Annotated in this window: 18 protein-coding genes and 1 other annotated feature; all 18 genes read left to right on the top strand. The window is 29.4% G+C overall.

Features of this window, described 5'->3' with window-relative positions; translation table 11 throughout:
- The first annotated feature begins 2 nt into the window (after positions 1 to 2).
- The 18 genes from EK368_RS04290 (at position 3) to ppdK (ending at position 16,939) form a co-directional block, all read left to right on the top strand.
- The gene (locus EK368_RS04290; protein WP_129596769.1) at positions 3 to 371 is read left to right on the top strand and encodes a hypothetical protein; all 369 of its coding nucleotides are present in this window, start codon (positions 3 to 5) and stop codon (positions 369 to 371) included.
- 88 nt (positions 372 to 459) lie between these two features.
- Positions 460 to 738: a sporulation protein YqfC gene (gene yqfC, locus EK368_RS04295; protein ID WP_129596771.1), complete on the top strand. Its 279-nt coding sequence runs from the start codon at positions 460 to 462 to the stop codon at positions 736 to 738.
- 11 nt (positions 739 to 749) lie between these two features.
- Positions 750 to 1,958, top strand: a complete 1,209-nt coding sequence (gene yqfD, locus EK368_RS04300; protein WP_129596773.1) for a sporulation protein YqfD — start codon at positions 750 to 752, stop codon at positions 1,956 to 1,958.
- Positions 1,959 to 1,991: 33 nt separating this feature from the next.
- Entirely contained in the window at positions 1,992 to 2,948 is a 957-nt protein-coding gene (locus EK368_RS04305) for a PhoH family protein (protein ID WP_129597164.1), read from the top strand.
- 25 nt (positions 2,949 to 2,973) lie between these two features.
- Positions 2,974 to 5,067 carry an HD family phosphohydrolase gene (locus tag EK368_RS04310; protein WP_243109358.1) on the top strand — a complete coding sequence of 698 codons (2,094 nt, stop codon included), beginning with the start codon at positions 2,974 to 2,976 and terminating at the stop codon, positions 5,065 to 5,067.
- Entirely contained in the window at positions 5,067 to 5,522 is a 456-nt protein-coding gene (gene ybeY / locus EK368_RS04315; protein ID WP_129596775.1) for an rRNA maturation RNase YbeY, read from the top strand. Before EK368_RS04310 ends, ybeY begins: the two co-directional genes overlap by 1 nt.
- 5 nt (positions 5,523 to 5,527) lie before the next feature.
- On the top strand, positions 5,528 to 6,226 hold the full coding sequence (locus EK368_RS04320; protein ID WP_129596777.1) for a diacylglycerol kinase: 699 nt from the start codon (positions 5,528 to 5,530) through the stop codon (positions 6,224 to 6,226).
- A 53-nt stretch (positions 6,227 to 6,279) separates the two neighbouring features.
- Positions 6,280 to 7,551, top strand: coding sequence for a hemolysin family protein (locus tag EK368_RS04325; protein ID WP_129596778.1), 1,272 nt, complete (start codon positions 6,280 to 6,282; stop codon positions 7,549 to 7,551).
- 18 nt (positions 7,552 to 7,569) lie between these two features.
- Positions 7,570 to 8,163, top strand: a complete 594-nt coding sequence (locus EK368_RS04330; RefSeq protein WP_129596780.1) for a DUF502 domain-containing protein — start codon at positions 7,570 to 7,572, stop codon at positions 8,161 to 8,163.
- Between the two features lie 14 nt (positions 8,164 to 8,177).
- The gene (locus EK368_RS04335) at positions 8,178 to 8,567 is read left to right on the top strand and encodes a cytidine deaminase (RefSeq protein WP_129596782.1); all 390 of its coding nucleotides are present in this window, start codon (positions 8,178 to 8,180) and stop codon (positions 8,565 to 8,567) included.
- 18 nt (positions 8,568 to 8,585) lie between these two features.
- A complete protein-coding gene (era, locus tag EK368_RS04340; protein ID WP_129596784.1) occupies positions 8,586 to 9,476 on the top strand; it encodes a GTPase Era in 891 nt (296 codons plus the stop codon).
- An 85-nt stretch (positions 9,477 to 9,561) separates the two neighbouring features.
- Entirely contained in the window at positions 9,562 to 9,690 is a 129-nt protein-coding gene (locus EK368_RS04345; protein WP_129596786.1) for a YqzL family protein, read from the top strand.
- Between the two features lie 9 nt (positions 9,691 to 9,699).
- Positions 9,700 to 10,443 carry a DNA repair protein RecO gene (gene recO, locus EK368_RS04350; protein ID WP_129596788.1) on the top strand — a complete coding sequence of 248 codons (744 nt, stop codon included), beginning with the start codon at positions 9,700 to 9,702 and terminating at the stop codon, positions 10,441 to 10,443.
- 20 nt (positions 10,444 to 10,463) lie between these two features.
- On the top strand, positions 10,464 to 11,000 hold the full coding sequence (locus EK368_RS04355; protein WP_129596790.1) for a DUF4342 domain-containing protein: 537 nt from the start codon (positions 10,464 to 10,466) through the stop codon (positions 10,998 to 11,000).
- A 47-nt stretch (positions 11,001 to 11,047) separates the two neighbouring features.
- Positions 11,048 to 11,218 (top strand) — a binding site (T-box leader).
- A 46-nt stretch (positions 11,219 to 11,264) separates the two neighbouring features.
- Positions 11,265 to 12,653 carry a glycine--tRNA ligase gene (locus EK368_RS04360; protein ID WP_129596792.1) on the top strand — a complete coding sequence of 463 codons (1,389 nt, stop codon included), beginning with the start codon at positions 11,265 to 11,267 and terminating at the stop codon, positions 12,651 to 12,653.
- Positions 12,654 to 12,828: 175 nt separating this feature from the next.
- The gene (gene ccpN, locus EK368_RS04365; protein ID WP_129596794.1) at positions 12,829 to 13,467 is read left to right on the top strand and encodes a transcriptional regulator CcpN; all 639 of its coding nucleotides are present in this window, start codon (positions 12,829 to 12,831) and stop codon (positions 13,465 to 13,467) included.
- Positions 13,468 to 13,486: 19 nt separating this feature from the next.
- The gene (locus EK368_RS04370) at positions 13,487 to 14,296 is read left to right on the top strand and encodes a pyruvate, water dikinase regulatory protein (RefSeq protein ID WP_129596796.1); all 810 of its coding nucleotides are present in this window, start codon (positions 13,487 to 13,489) and stop codon (positions 14,294 to 14,296) included.
- Positions 14,297 to 14,317: 21 nt separating this feature from the next.
- Positions 14,318 to 16,939, top strand: a complete 2,622-nt coding sequence (gene ppdK / locus EK368_RS04375; protein WP_129596799.1) for a pyruvate, phosphate dikinase — start codon at positions 14,318 to 14,320, stop codon at positions 16,937 to 16,939.
- Positions 16,940 to 17,036 lie beyond the last annotated feature (97 nt).

The following is a 17,036-nucleotide window of genomic DNA, read 5'->3' on the forward strand; positions in this document are numbered from 1 at the left end:
GTATGGATTTTGATGATTTAATTCCTATTATAGGAATTATTGCTTCTGCTCTAATTGCTTTTTTAAAAAAAGATGAAAAAAAAGAAAAGAAAAAGAAAAGAAGTTTATCAGTAAATAGATCTCAACCTATGAAAGCTATAAAAGAACAAAAGAAAGATTTAAATGAAGAAAAAGAAATAATAAAAGAACCAATTGAGGAAGTTCCAGTATCATATGAAGAAGAAATAATACTCAAAGAAGATATAAAAGATGAAATTCAAATGAATGAAATAGGAAGAGAAAATTTTATATGGAGTCAAAATGATTTAATTAAAGGAGTTATTTTATCAGAAATATTAGATAGGCCAAAAGCTTTAAGAAAAAAGTTATGAAAAATTTTCATAACTTTTTTTTGTTGTTTGAAAGAAAGGAATAGTAAAAAAAATGAGTGCATAAACTGAAAATAAAGGGGGAGTAATCATGAATTTAAAAACAAGTGAAATAAAGGAAAGTATATCTGAACTTTTAGAACTTCCCAAGGACATTATGCTAGATTTACCTAGGATTACTTTATTAGGAAATTTGCAGATCTATATTGAAAATCATAAAGGGATTATAGAGTATTCAAAAGTAAGAATAAGAATTAATACAAAAAATGGAATATTATCTATATTGGGAACGAATCTTTCTATCAAAACCATTATTACAGAAGAAATTATTATATCAGGTAAGGTTGAAAGTATTGAATTTGTAAAATAGGAGGGGAGATTTTGCTAGCAGTAAAATTATGGAATTTACTGAGGGGATATGTAGTGATTCGAATCGAAGGATTGTCATTAGAAAAATTTATCAATTATGCCATTGCAAGAGGTATATATCTTTGGGATATTACTAGAATAGACTATACAACCTTAGAAGCAAAAGTAGGAACAAATGCCTATAAGGAACTTAGACATATAGTGAAAAGAACAGGTTGTAGAATAAAAATAAATCAAAAAATAGGATATCCTTTTTTTATGAATAAAATCAAGGGAAGAAAAATGTTTATTACAGGATTTATTTTTTGTATATTTATGATTTTTATGATGACTTCTTTTGTATGGAATATAGAAATCATTGGGAATGAAAAAACTGAAGAAAAGGATATTATAAATTATTTAGATAAATTAGGGTTATATGAAGGGGCATTAAAATATAAATTGGACTTATCAGATATTGAAAATAGTATGATGATAAAATTAGATCATTTAACTTGGGTAGGAATTCATATTCAAGGAACGAAGGCAATTGTAGAGATTGTAGAGGGCATAGATCCACCTAAAATTATTCCTAAAAATATTCCTTGTGATATTGTAGCTACAAAAAAAGGAGTCATTGAAAAAGTAATTGCTAGAAATGGAGATGCTCTTGTACAAAGGGGAGATATTATAAAGAAAGGCCAAAAATTAATTACGGGACAGATTCAAAGAGAAGAGATAGATACTAGATATGTACATGCATTAGGAGAAATTTTTGCAAGAACTTATTATGAAAAAGAAGAAGAAATTTCTTTGATTGATATAAAAAAAATAAAAACTGGAAATAAATTCACTAGGAGAATTGCAAAAATTGGAAATAATCAAATTGCTTTAAGTTTAGAAGAAATTCCTTATAAAAATGTTATAATTGAGAGAAGAAACAAAAGACTTTTAAACTGGAGGAATATTCAAATCCCTGTCGAATTTATTACAGAAGAATATTATGAAGTGATTCAAAAAAAAGAGACCATTGATGAAAGTATTGCTAAAGATGCATTAGTGGAGAAAATAACAATAGATTTAGTGAAAAATATACCTAAAAATGCAAGTATATTAAATCAAGATATAGTATTCTCAAAGAAAGACAATAAAATCAAAGGGAAATTAACTATTGAGGTGTTAGAGGAAATCGGGGAACAACAAAAGCTTATACCACATATAGAATTTAAGGAGGACTTGTGATTGGAAAAAAAAGTAATAGAAAAAAGAATAAATATGGGGGATTTCGATTATACAAAAGAGATTTTTGGAAATTTTGATGAACATATAAAAATGATAGAAGATAGTTTTGATGTAAATATTGTATCTAGAGATGGAGAAATTATAATTTTTGGAGAAATTCAAAAAGTAGATAAGACACAAAGATTAATATCTAATTTAATAGAAATAATTAATAAAGGCGAGAAGTTAGATCAGCAAAAAATTAATTATTCTATAACTCTTTTGAACAAAGGCGAAGAGGTACAAATCCAAGAATTAGATGATATAGTTTGTGTAAGTGCAAAAGGTAAACAAATCAAACCTAAAACAATAGGTCAAAAACAATATGTAAAAAGTATTAACAAGAATGATGTAGTTTTTGGAATAGGTCCTGCAGGTACAGGAAAAACATATTTAGCTATGGCAATGGCAGTTTCTGCATTTAAAAATAAAGAAGTAAGTAGAATTATTTTGACAAGACCAGCAGTAGAAGCAGGTGAGAGCTTAGGATTTTTACCAGGAGATTTACAAGATAAAGTAGATCCATATTTAAGACCGTTATATGATGCATTGTATGATATATTAGGAGGAGAAACATTTTTAAAGTATAAAGAAAGGGGTATGATAGAAGTAGCACCCCTAGCTTATATGAGAGGAAGAACATTAAATGATTCTTTTATTATATTAGATGAAGCACAAAATACAACAAAAGAACAGATGAAAATGTTTCTTACAAGACTAGGTATAGGCTCTAAAGCTATTGTAACAGGAGATATTACTCAAATTGATTTGCCTAGAGGAAAAGCATCAGGGCTAAAGGAAGCAGTACAAATTTTATCAGAGGTAGAAGGAATAGGATTTATATTTTTAAATGAGAACGATGTAGTAAGACATTCATTAGTTCAAAGAATTATAAAAGCTTATGATAAATTTGAAAAACAAAAAGATACGAAGGATAAAAAAATAGGATAAGATAATCCATTAGGAGGAAATAAATGTGCATTTTTTAAAGCATATTCTAAAGGACATAAATAAAAATATAATAATAAAGTTTTTTAAAAAAAGAAGAATCAATTATATTATGCTCATAATTATTCCTTTTTTTATTTTATTTTTTAGTACAGTTGCAACATTAGCTCCTCAGAAATATGAATTAGAAGTAGGGCAAAAGGCACCAGAAGATTTAAAAGCACCTAGAGATATAGAAGATAAAGAAGAGACGGATAGACTGATTCAAAAGGCAATAGAGTCTGTTGAACCAAGGGAAAAGATGGATCCTACCATTCAAATAGATAGCAAGAAAAAGGCAGAAAGATTTTTTAAAGGAATAGATCAGATTCGTCAAATGGAAGAGATGTCAGAAGAAGAAAAATTAATTCTTGTAAAAGATAAAAATGTATTAAAATTAAGTGAAAAAGAGTTACTTCTTTTACTAACTATTGCTGAAAAAGATTTGAAAAATATAGAAAGTTATACTTATGAAATGATTATGCAGGTTATGTCTACAGGCATAAAGGAAGAAGAAATAGAAAAAGAAAAGAAAAATATTGAGAGTTATTTTAATGGAATAAAGGAATTTAATGCTTCTATGAGACTTCTAGGAAGCCAGATTGTGAATCATTCCATCCAGCCGAATCGATTTTTAGATGAAGAAACAACAGAGCAAAAAAGAAAAGAAGCAGAAGAAAGTGTTGAAAAAGTAATTATCAAAAAAGGAAATATCATTGTAAATGAAGGAGAGCGTATTACAAAAGAACAATTGAAGATATTAACAAATGTAGGAATGACAAAACAAGAGGGACAAGATTTATCCTTATATTTAGGAACTGCTCTTTTGATTATAATGGTACAGTTTTTACTTATTGCTTATTTATATGTATTCAATAGAGAAATATTTGATTCCTTGCCCAAAATGTATTTAATATGGATTATATTTTTATCTGTATATCTAGTATCTAAAACTACGTATCAAATATCTAATTATGTAGCTCCTGTAGCTACAGCAGCGATGCTAATTAGTATATTATTAGATGCAAAGTTAGCTATGATAGTCAATATAGGAATGAGTGTATTGCTTACTTTAAATAATGGAAACCATATGGGATTTTTTATTACAACGCTTATAGGAGGAACTATAGGAGCTTTTAGTGGAGCTCATACTCATCAAAGGTCTAATATTTTTTTATCAGGACTTTTGGTAAGTATGAGTAATGTAGTAGGAATGATGGGCATATCTTTAATTAATCATTATGAATGGTATAAAATGCTGGTAGATAGTTTTTATGGTTTATTAAATGGTATATTTTGTGCCATACTAACTGTAGGAAGTTTACCATTTTGGGAATCAGCTTTCCATATTTTAACTCCGTTAAGGCTTTTAGAGTTATCTAATCCAAATCAACCAGTGCTTAAAAAACTTTTATTAGAAGCACCAGGGACTTATCATCATAGCATTATTGTTGGAAATTTAAGTGAAGCAGCAGCCGATGCTATAGGTGGAGATGATCTTTTAGCGAGAGTAAGTGCTTATTATCATGATATTGGAAAGTTAAAAAGACCTTATTTGTTTAAAGAAAATCAACTTACTTGTGAAAATCCACATGACAAGATAGGTCCAAGACTTAGTGCGAAAATTATTACTAGTCATGTAAAAGATGGTATAGAAATGGGAAAAAAAGCAAAACTTCCTGAAGAAATTATTGAAATTATTGAACAACATCATGGAGATACATTGGTAAAATTCTTTTATCATAAAGCAAAAACAGAAGAAAAAAATGATCAATTAAATGATGATGATTTTAGATACAAAGGTAGAAAACCTCAAAGTAAGGAAGCTGCTATTGTTATGCTTGCAGATTCTGTCGAAGCTGCTGTAAGAAGTATGCCTGAGCCTACTCCTGAAAAAATGAAAAACTTGATAAAAAAAATAATAAAAGATAAGGTTGAAGATGAACAATTGTCAGAATGTCCGATTACACTAAAAGATTTAGAAAAAGTTGCTACATCTTTTCAAACTGTGTTGTCAGGAATTTTTCATGAAAGAATAGAATATCCAGAAATGGATACAAAAAAGATAGAGGTGGCGAAATAATGGAAGTAATTATTGATAATAGACAAGAAATAATAGAATATGATTCAAATATTGAAAAATTAATAGTAGATGCAGTATTTTTAGCATTAGAAAAGGAAGGCGTATCTAATGAAGTAGAGGTAAGTGTATCTTTTGTAGATAATGAAGAAATTCATAAACTAAATAAAGAATATAGAGGAGTAGATCGACCTACAGATGTACTATCTTTTCCACAATATGAAAATGCAGGGGATATTGAAAAATTTTCATCTTTAGGAGATATTGTCATTTCTTTAGAAAAAGCAAAAGAGCAAGCAAAAGAATATGAACATTCATTTGAACGAGAGGTACTTTTTTTAACTGTCCATAGTATGTTTCATCTTTTTGGCTATGATCATGATACAGAAGAAAATACAAAAAAAATGAGGCAAAAAGAGGAAGAAGTTTTAAATAAAATGGGTATATTAAGAAAGTAAGGATTATGAAAGTAAGAAAACTAATAGATAGCTTTAATTATGCTATTGATGGGATTGTATATACTTTAAAAACTCAACGCAATATGCGTATTCACTTTACTATGGCAGTGAGTGTATTACTTTTAAGTTTATTTTTTAATTTATCTAAGATTGAAGTATTAATTTTATTTTTTACAATTGCCCTTGTAATTATTGCTGAGATGGTCAATACTTCTATTGAAGCAACTATAGATTTGATTACTAAGGAATATCATGAGTTAGCTAAAATTGCTAAAAATGTAGCAGCCGGTGCAGTGCTCATTGCAGCTTTTAATGCTATTATTGTTGCATATCTGATATTTTTTGATGAATTTAGTAATTTTACAGAGATCGTACTTCATAAAGTGAAAAAAATGCCTATTCATATTACTTTTATTAGTTTACTTATTGTAATTTTTGTGGTAATCAGTGTGAAAGCATATACAAATACAGGAACTCCTTTAAGAGGAGGAATGCCTAGTGGGCATGCAGCTTTAGCCTTTTCTGTTGTAATTGCAGTTGCTTTTTTATCAGAAAATGCACTTGTTATTACTTTGTGTTTATTCTTAGCCATTTTAGTTGCTCAAAGTAGGATAGAAGGAGGTATTCATAACTTTTTTCAAGTTATGATTGGAGCCATTTTAGGACTAATGATTACAGGTTTGATCTTTAAGATGATTTATTAGAAGGGAGTAGATCAACTGCTCCCTTTTATATACAATATTTAGGAGGAATGATTTTGCTTACATATGAAGAATGGATCAAGATTGTCTTACTTATGATATTGCTTGTTCTATCAGCTCTTTTTTCAAGTGCAGAAACTGCTCTTACTTCTATGAATATCATAAAAGTAAAACAACTTCAGAATGAAGGGGAAAAAAATGTAGATCTTTTGAAAAAATTAATGCAAAAAACTCCTAAAATATTAGCAACTATATTGATAGGAAATAATATTGTCAATATTGCTGCTACTGCTATTGCTACAGAACTTACAGTTAAAATTTTTAAAGGAACAAATACTACAGTTTTAGTAACTTTTGTTATGACAATACTTATTCTTATGTTTGGAGAAATTACTCCAAAGACTTATTCATCTAAGTATCCTGAGAAGGTAGCATTAAGACTTGGAAGACCATTAGAAGTATTATCTATTATTTTAAATCCTATTTTAAAGATTCTAACTGGAGTTACTAATTTTATTATGAAATTATTTGGAGTAAATACAAAAAAAACAAATGCATTAGTATCAGAAGAAGAAATTTTAACTCTTATGGATGTAGGAGAGGAAGAGGGAATTCTACAAAGAGATGAGAAAGAGATGATCAGCAGTATTTTTGAAATAGGAGATATTGAAGTAACAGAAGTAATGGTGCCAAGAATAGATATGGTTTATCTTGAGCAAGATGCTAGTTTAGGAGAATCACTTGAGACTGTGATTCAATATGGATACTCTAGAATTCCAGTAATCAAAGATACTATAGATGATGTAATTGGTATTTTGTATGCAAAAGATTTATTAATTTATTCAAAGGAAGAAGAAAAAAATTATGAATTTGATCTTTTGAAATTTATTAGAAGTGCCTATTATGTTCCACAGAGCAAGAAGGTAAGAGATCTTTTAAAAGAAATGCAAAAGGAAAAAATTCATATTGCTATTGTATTAGATGAATATGGAGGAACTCTAGGCCTTGTGACCATAGAGAATATTTTAGAAGAAATTGTAGGAGATATTATAGATGAATATGATAATGAAATAGAATATATAGAGGAATTAGGAGAATATTCATTAATTGTCAATGCAAAAGCTTCTATTGAAGAAATCAATGAAATTTTGCATATTCAACTCCCAGAAGAAGATTATGATTCTATTGGAGGATTTGTATTTAATGAATTGGGAAGAATTCCATTAAAGGGTGATGAAATAGAAACCAATCAAGTTAAAATTAAGGTTTTAAGTGTACACAATAGAAGAATCAAACAATTAGAAATTCAAAAGATTATTACAGAATAATGGAGGCTTTAAGCATTCATGAAAAACATAAGGAAAATGTTTGTAACAGGACTTTTGGTATTAATACCAATTGTAGTGACTATATCCTTAATAGGATGGGTATTTAATAAGATCGATTCTATATTTAGGATTCCATTAGAAAAAATAATAGGTTTTCCGCTTATAGGTGTAGGAGTTATTTTAAATCTAATTATTATTACTAGCACAGGTTTTTTTGCTACCAATTATTTAGGTAAAAAAATTATTTACTTTATTGAAAAAACATTAATAAAAATTCCATTGGTAAATACTATATACATATCTGTAAAACAATTGATTCATACTCTTTTTTTAAAGCAAAGAGATGCGTTTAAGAGTGCCGTTTTGGTACAATATCCATCAAAAGGCATTTATACCATAGGATTTATTACAGCAGATACACCAATAGAAATTTCAAAGAATTTAGATAAAGATATGAAAAGCATTTTTATTCCTACCACACCAAATCCTACGTCGGGTATGTTTGTGATGATTCCTAAAAGTGATATTATAGTACTTGATATTTCTATTGAAGTGGCTTTAAAGCTTGTAGTATCTGGAGGAATTTTGATGCCTGATCAAAGAAAAAAATAAGAAAGGGGAAAATTATGGATCAAAAACTATTATTTCAAATGGCTGTAGAGGCAAGAAAAAAGGCATATGTTCCTTACTCTAAATTTAGAGTGGGAGCAGCTCTTTTAACTCATAATGGTAGAATATACACAGGTTGTAATATAGAATGTGCATCTTTTGGAGCTACCAATTGTGCAGAAAGAACAGCAATTTTTAAAGCTATATCAGAAGGAAATAAAGATTTTGAAGCGATAGCAATCGCTAGTGATAATGAGGATTATACATTTCCTTGCGGAATTTGTAGACAAGTTATTTTTGAATTTGGAAAGAACATAAAAATTATTGTTGGTAAATCAAGTGAAAATTTAAAAGTTATGACCATAGAAGAGTTGTTACCTAATGGATTTTCAAAAGAAGATTTTTAAATAGGAGGAGCAAAATATATGAAATTTAAATCAGGGTTTGTAACAATTATAGGAAGACCAAACGTAGGAAAATCTACATTAATGAATCAAATGATAGGAGAAAAAATAGCCATTATGTCTGATAAACCTCAGACTACTAGAAATAGAATTCAAACTATTTATACAGAAGATCATTTTCAAATTATATTTTTAGATACTCCAGGTATGCATAAACCTAAGAACAAATTAGGAGAGTATATGCAAAAAACAGCACAACAAACACTCAATGAGGTAGATATTATCTTATTAGTCATTGATGATACAGCGGATATGGGGCCTGGAGATCAATACATATTAGAAATGTTAAAAACTGTAAAAACACCTATTTTTCTTGTAGTGAATAAGATGGATCAAATTCCTCCAGAAAAATTTGAAAAGATATACCAAATGTATACAAAAGAAAATATATTTCGTGAACTTGTAGCTATATCTGCATTAGAGAGTAAAAATGTTGAAAAATTAGTTGGAAAAATAGTAGAATTTTTACCAGAAGGTCCACAATATTTTCCAAAAGATATGATTACGGATCAACCTGAAAAAGTAATTGTTAGCGAAATCATAAGAGAAAAACTACTTCATTATCTTCAGGAAGAAGTACCTCATGGAGTAGCAGTAGAAGTAATGAGTATGAAAAATAGACAAGATAAAGATATTGTAGATATTAGTGCTACCATTTATTGTGAAAAAAAATCCCACAAAGGAATTATAATTGGTAAGGGTGGAAGAAAATTAAAAGGAATAGGAAAAAGTGCAAGAGAAGATATTGAAAGGCTTTTAGGATCTAAAGTGTTTTTAGAGCTTTGGGTGAAAATAAAAGAAGACTGGAGAGATCAGGAAAATATTTTAAATACTTTAGGATACAAATTGTAACCTAGCAAAATTTACAATGTATACTAACACCTATAAGGAAAAACAATAAAAATGAGTTTTATTATATACAAAAGAGGTGAGTTGGGTGTTAGAAAAAATGTTGTGGAATCTGTTTTTAGTTACAGGGGATGTAGATATTTACTTAGATTATAAGGAGTTAGAGGAACAAAAAGAACAAAGAGAAAATAAAGATATAAAAGATGTATGCTTTTGAGGTGATGAAGTGCTCATAAAGACAGATGCAGTAATATTAAAGCAAACAAAATTTGGTGAAGGAGATGCCATTGTAACTTTATTTGCCAAAAAGATAGGAAAAGTGCAAGCAGTAGCTAAGGGCGTAAAAAGATCTAAAGGAAAATATGCTGTAGGAACACAACCTTTTTGTTATGGAGAATATGTATTATACAAAGGAAAAGATTTGTATCAAATTTCTCAAATAGATCTAAAGGATTCTTTTTATAAACTTCGAGAAGATGTGCTTACATTGGCTTATGCTTCATATATATTAGAATTGACAGAAAATATTTTAACAGAGGGTCAAACTAATCATAGACTTTTTTATACTTTACTAAAATGGATACATATTTTTTCGTTACAAAAAGGAAATCATGAAACTTTAGTAAAAGCTTATGAAATGAAGTTAATATGTTTTTCAGGATATGAGCCTCAAATTAAAAATTGTGTGAGTTGTGGAAAAACAGCAGAGAAAGTAAAATTTAGTTCAAGAGAGGGAGGTATTTTATGTAGTGAATGCTCTTCTCAAGATCCTTATGCTATGAAAATTTCAAAAGTAACAATAAATGTTATGACTTATTTGATAGAGGCAGATTTAGAAAAAATTTGTAGGCTTAAAATAAAACCTGACGCATTAAAGGAATTAAACAAAATTATAAAGCATTATATCTCTACACATATAGGAAAAGATAAATTTAAATCTATGGCTTTTTTACAAGCCATACAACCATAAAAAAAAGGGTGGTGTTATATATGGAAATTACATTAGAACAAATTGATCAAGTAAGAGACAGAACAGGTGCAAGCTATAAAGAAGCACGCGAGGCTTTAGAGGTAGCAGGGGGAAATGTAATAGATGCAATTATACTCATTGAGGAAAAGCAAAATAAAAGCTTCAAGGGAAACATTTCTGAAGTAGGAAATGATGTAGTAGAAAAGTTAAAAGAGCTTGTGAAAATGGGAAATATAACCAAGATTGTATTTAAGAAAGATGAAGAGGTAATGATGAATATTCCTGTAACAGCAGGAGCAGTAGGAGCTTTTTTAGCTCCTCAAATTGCCATGGTTGGAACTTTAGCAGCACTAGCTACAAAATGTAGGATTGAGATTGTAAAAACAGATGGAGAAGTAGTAGATTTGAATGAAATGGCAGAAGAAACGCTAGATAATATGAAAAACACAGCAGAAGATACTTTTGAGCAAATCAAGTCTAAAATGAGTGTAAATAAAAATAAAGTAGATATTAAAAAAGATGAAGTAGTTGATATAGAAAAAAAGGAAGAAGAATAAACTCTTTACAGAAAGAAGTTAATATGGTAAAATCTTAGACAAATCAAATAATCATGATGACAGAGAGAAGTAATCAAAAGTAAAATCACAGAGAATCGGTGGGGCTGAGAATCCGATAGGAACCTTTGATGAAGGGCACTCTAGAGTGAATATAAGAAAGTGGATACTTTAGTATCAACTAGGGTGGAACCGCGGAAGCAAAACCTTTCGTCCCTTGATAGGGATGAAGGTTTTTTTTATTTTGAAAGAAACAGGAGGATAAAAATGAACACACAAAAAACAATGGAAAAAATAGTATCATTGGCAAAAGGAAGAGGATTTGTATTTCCAGGATCAGAAATATATGGAGGTCTTTCAAATACATGGGATTATGGACCTTTAGGAGTAGAATTAAAAAACAATGTAAAAAAAGCTTGGTGGAGAAAATTTATTCAAGAATCTCCATACAATGTAGGTCTTGATGCAGCAATTCTCATGAATCCTCAAACATGGGTGGCATCAGGTCATATAGGAGGATTTAATGATCCATTATTAGACTGCAAAAGCTGTAAATCGCGTTTTAGAGCAGATAAATTAATAGAAGATTATCTAATAACACAAAGTGAAGAAATGAATGTAGATGGTTGGCCAAATGAAAAAATGGAAAATTTCATAAAAGAAAAAGATATCAAATGTCCTGAATGTGGAGAATTAAATTACACAAACATTAGACAATTTAATTTAATGTTTAAAACATATCAAGGGGTAACTGAAGATTCAAAATCAGAAATATATTTAAGACCTGAGACTGCTCAAGGGATCTTTGTAAATTTCAAAAATGTTGCAAGATCTTCTAGAAAAAAAATGCCTTTTGGAATAGGACAAATAGGAAAATCTTTTAGAAATGAAATTACTCCTGGAAATTTTACATTTAGAACTCGTGAATTTGAACAAATGGAGCTTGAATTTTTCTGTAAACCTGGAGAAGATTTAGAATGGTTTCATTATTGGAAAGAATTTTGTGAAAAATGGTTATTATCATTAAATATAAATAAAGAAAATATTCGTCTAAGAGACCATGATAAGGAAGAATTATCACACTATAGCAATGCTACAACAGATATAGAATATTTATTTCCATTTGGTTGGGGAGAACTTTGGGGAATTGCAGATCGAACAGATTTTGACTTAAAGCAACACAAAGAACATTCAGGAGTAGATTTAAGCTACCAAGACCCTGTTACAAATGAAAAGTATATTCCATATTGTATAGAACCATCTTTAGGAGCAGACAGAGTAACCTTAGCATTTTTAGTAGATGCATATGAAGAGGAAGAACTAGAGGATAATACTACAAGAACAGTATTAAAGCTTCATCCAGCCCTTGCTCCATATAAAGTTTGTATTTTGCCACTTACTAAAAAATTAAGTGAAGGTGCAGAAGAGCTATATGCAAAATTATCTAAAAAGTTTATGGTAGATTATGATGTATCAGGAAGTATTGGAAAAAGATACAGAAGACAAGATGAAATTGGAACCCCATTTTGTGTTACTTATGATTTTGATACATTAGAAGATCATTCCGTTACTGTAAGAGATAGAGATACTATGACACAAGAAAGAGTAAAAATAGAAGATTTAGAAAAATATATAGAATCAAAACTAGAATTTTAATAATATGGGAAAAATAAAAGGAGATGAAATGTCTCCTTTGTTTTTTATTTAAAAAATAATTTTTAAAAAACAAAAAAATATGTAGAAATAATCGTAAATATTTGTTACAATCTATATATAATATAACATATAAACATAAATAGTATAACATATTACATAAAACCTAGATAAAGAGGTGAGGATCATAGAGTTTACAGAGCGACAAAAGAAAATTATTGAAATAGTCAAAGAAAATGAGCCTATTACTAGTGAACAGATTGCAAATTTGTTAAAAGTGACAAGAGCTACATTAAGACCAGATTTAGCTGTCCTTACGATGACTGGAATGTTAGATGCAAGACCTAAAGTAGGCTATTTGTATTCAGGAAATAAACCTATTAATTTGATTTCAGAAGAAATTCATCGTATCAAAGTAAGTGACATTAAATCTATGCCTATTGTAGTGGAAGAACAGACAAATCTTTATGATGCAATTGTCACTTTGTTTTTAGAAGATGTAGGCACTATTTTTGTAACAGCTAATAATTATCTTGTAGGTGCTGTATCTAGAAAAGATTTTTTAAGAACAATCATGGGTGGAACGGATGTAAATAAAGTACCTGTAGGCTTAATTATGACTAGAATGCCTAATATTGTAATGACTTATCCTGATGAAACAGCTCTAGAAGCTGCTATTAAAATTATAGATCACCAAGTAGATAGTCTTCCAGTAGTAGAGAAAACTTTAGTAGATGGAAGGGAATTTTTTAAAGTAGTTGGAAAAGTTTCTAAAACAAATATGACTAGATTATTTGTAGAGCTTGGAAAGCAGTAATAAAAAAGGAGGAATGCGTATGGATCGCAGATTAGTAGTGTATATTATTTCTGATTCTATAGGAGAAACAGGAGAACAAGTTGTAAAAGCAGCAACAAGTCAATTCTTATGCAAAAATTGTGAATTTAGGAGATTTCCATATATATCAGATGAAGATCAAATTATTGAAATTATGAATGAAGCAAGTCGTGAAAATTCTTTTATTGTTTTTACTATGGTTATTCCTTCTTTAAGACAAATCTTAATAGAAAAGGCAAAAGAAAAAAATATTATAGCTGTTGATATTATGACTCCTATTACAGAAGCTTTAGAAAAAACTTTAAGACAGTCTCCTAAAAATGAACCAGGGCTTATTAGAAAATTAGATGAAAAGTATTTTAAAAAAATAGAAGCTATAGAATTTGCTGTAAAATATGACGATGGAAAAGATCCAAGAGGTCTTAAAAAAGCAGATGCAGTTTTAATAGGAATTTCAAGAACATCTAAGACTCCTCTTAGTATGTATTTGGCTCACAAAAATATAAAAGTTGCAAATGTCCCATTAGTTCCAGAAGTACCAGTTCCAAAAGAATTATTTGATGTTCCTAATAAAAAAATTATAGGACTTACTACAAATCCTATTAAATTAAATGAAATAAGACAAGAAAGACTAAAAGCATTAGGGCTTAAGAATGAAGCAAATTATGCAAGTATGGAAAGAATTTTGATGGAACTTGATTATGCAGAAGGTATTATGAAAAGAGTAGGATGTCCTATTATTGATGTATCTTCTAAAGCGATTGAAGAAAGTGCAAATATCATTTTAGAAATATTAAGAGAAAATTGTTAATTGATGAAAGGGGTTTAGAATATGACAAAATATGTATACGCATTTTATGAAGGTAATAAGGAAATGAAAACTTTACTAGGAGGAAAAGGTGCAAACTTAGCAGAAATGACAAAAATAGGACTTCCTGTACCTCCAGGATTTACAGTGACTACACAAGCTTGTAACCAATATTATGAAGATGGAAAACAAATTCATGAAAGTATTATAAAAGAAATTTTTGAAAATCTAAAAAATTTAGAAGAAAAAATAGCAAAGAAATTTGGAGATGAAAAAAATCCTCTTTTAGTATCTGTAAGATCAGGAGCAGTTTTTTCTATGCCAGGTATGATGGATACAATTTTAAACTTAGGACTGAATGATCAAACAGTAATAGGTATGGCAAAAGCAACAGAAAATGAAAGATTTGCTTATGATAGCTATAGAAGATTTATTCAAATGTTTGGAGATGTAGTACTTGAGATTCCAAAATATAAATTTGATCATATATTAGAAAAAGAAAAACAAATCAACCATGCAGAGTTAGATACAGAGTTAACAACACAAAATCTTAAAAATATTATTGAAGAATATAAAAAGCTTGTGAAAAAAGAATCTAGAAAAGATTTTCCACAAGATCCAAAAGAACAATTATTGATGGCTATTCAAGCAGTATTTAGTTCTTGGAATAATCCTAGAGCTATTGTATATAGAGAATTAAACGATATTCCAAATCATCTTGGAACGGCTGTGAATGTACAATCTATGGTATTTGGAAATATGGGAGATACTTCAGGAACAGGAGTTGCATTTACTAGAAACCCTGCTACGGGAGAGAAAAAATTATTTGGAGAATTTTTAATGAATGCTCAAGGCGAAGACGTTGTAGCAGGAATTAGAACCCCTCAGCCTATTGCACAACTTGAAAATACTATGCCTAAAGTATACAAGCAATTTGCGGATGTTGCAAATTTATTAGAAAATCATTATAAAGATATGCAAGATATTGAATTTACAATAGAAAAAGGAAAACTTTTCATGCTTCAAACAAGAAATGGAAAAAGAACAGCGACAGCAGCAATTAATGTAGCAGTAGATATGGTAAATGAAAAAATTATTGATAAAGAAACAGCTATTTTAAGAATTGAACCAAATCAATTAGATCAACTTCTTCATCCTACTTTTGAAGAGAAAGCTATGAAAGAAGCAACAAAAATTACAAAGGGATTACCAGCATCTCCTGGAGCTGCTACAGGAAAAATTTATTTTAATGCACAAGATGTAGTAAATGCAGCTAACGAGGGAGAAAAAGTAATTTTAGTAAGACTTGAAACTTCTCCTGAAGATATAGAAGGAATGGTAGCAGCACAAGGAATTTTAACAGCAAGAGGAGGAATGACTTCTCATGCAGCAGTAGTAGCAAGAGGAATGGGAAAATGTTGTGTAGCAGGATGCGGAGAATTAAGAGTAGATGAAACAAAAAAAGTATTTAAAGTAGGAGATAAGATTTTCAAAGAAGGAGATTATATTTCTCTTGATGGAAATACAGGAAACGTATATGAAGGAAGTATTCAAACACAAGATCCAGAGTTATCAGGAAATTTTGGTACTTTAATGAATTGGGCAGATGAAATGAGAAAACTAAAAATAAGAACAAATGCAGATACACCAAAAGATGCAGCTGTAGCTGTAAAATTTGGAGCAGAAGGAATTGGGCTTTGTAGAACAGAGCATATGTTCTTTGAGGAAGAAAGAATTCCGGCTGTAAGAAAAATGATTCTTTCTAAAACAGTAGAAGAAAGAGTAGCTGCACTAGATAAATTGTTACCTTTCCAAAAAAACGATTTTGCAGGAATTTTTAAAGAAATGGGAGAAAGATCAGTAACGATTAGACTTCTTGATCCACCACTACATGAATTTTTACCACATCATGATGAAGATATAAAAGCACTTTCAAAACAAATAGAAATTTCTTATGAACAATTAAAAGAAACAGTAGAAGAATTAAAAGAACTAAATCCAATGTTAGGTCATAGAGGATGTAGATTATCTATTACTTATCCAGAAATATGTGAAATGCAAACAAAAGCTATTATAATGGCAGCTATAGAAGTGAAAAAAGAAAAAAATATAGATATTGAACCGGAGATTATGGTTCCACTTATAGGAAGTGAAAAAGAATTAGAAATTATTAAAGATTTAATTATAAAGACTGCAAATGAAGTAATGGATGAGATGGATGAGAAATTAAAGTTTAAAGTAGGTACTATGATTGAAGTTCCAAGAGCTGCTGTAACTGCTGATGAAATTGCAAAACATGCTGAGTTTTTCTCCTTTGGAACAAATGATTTGACTCAAATGACTTATGGATTTTCAAGAGATGATGCTGGTAAATTTATTCCTGAATATAGAAAAAAAGAAATATTTGAAAAAGATCCATTCCAAAGATTAGATCAAGTAGGGGTTGGAAAACTTATGAAAATGGCCGTAGAGCTAGGAAAATCACAAAGAGAAGATATTAAACTTGGAATATGTGGAGAACATGGAGGAGATCCAGATTCTATTGAATTTTGTCATAAAATAGGACTACACTATGTTTCATGCTCTCCATATAGAGTACCTATAGCAAGACTAGCAGCAGCACGTGCAGCAGTACAAAATAAATAAATAAAAAGACATGGAAATTTTTCCATGTCTTTTTATTTACTATAGGAGGAATAATGAATATGTTGTGGTATATATATTAATACAAAAGTAGTAAAAG

Source organism: Anaerophilus nitritigenes (genome assembly GCF_004138215.1).
GTDB lineage: Bacteria > Bacillota > Clostridia > Peptostreptococcales > Thermotaleaceae > Anaerophilus > Anaerophilus nitritogenes.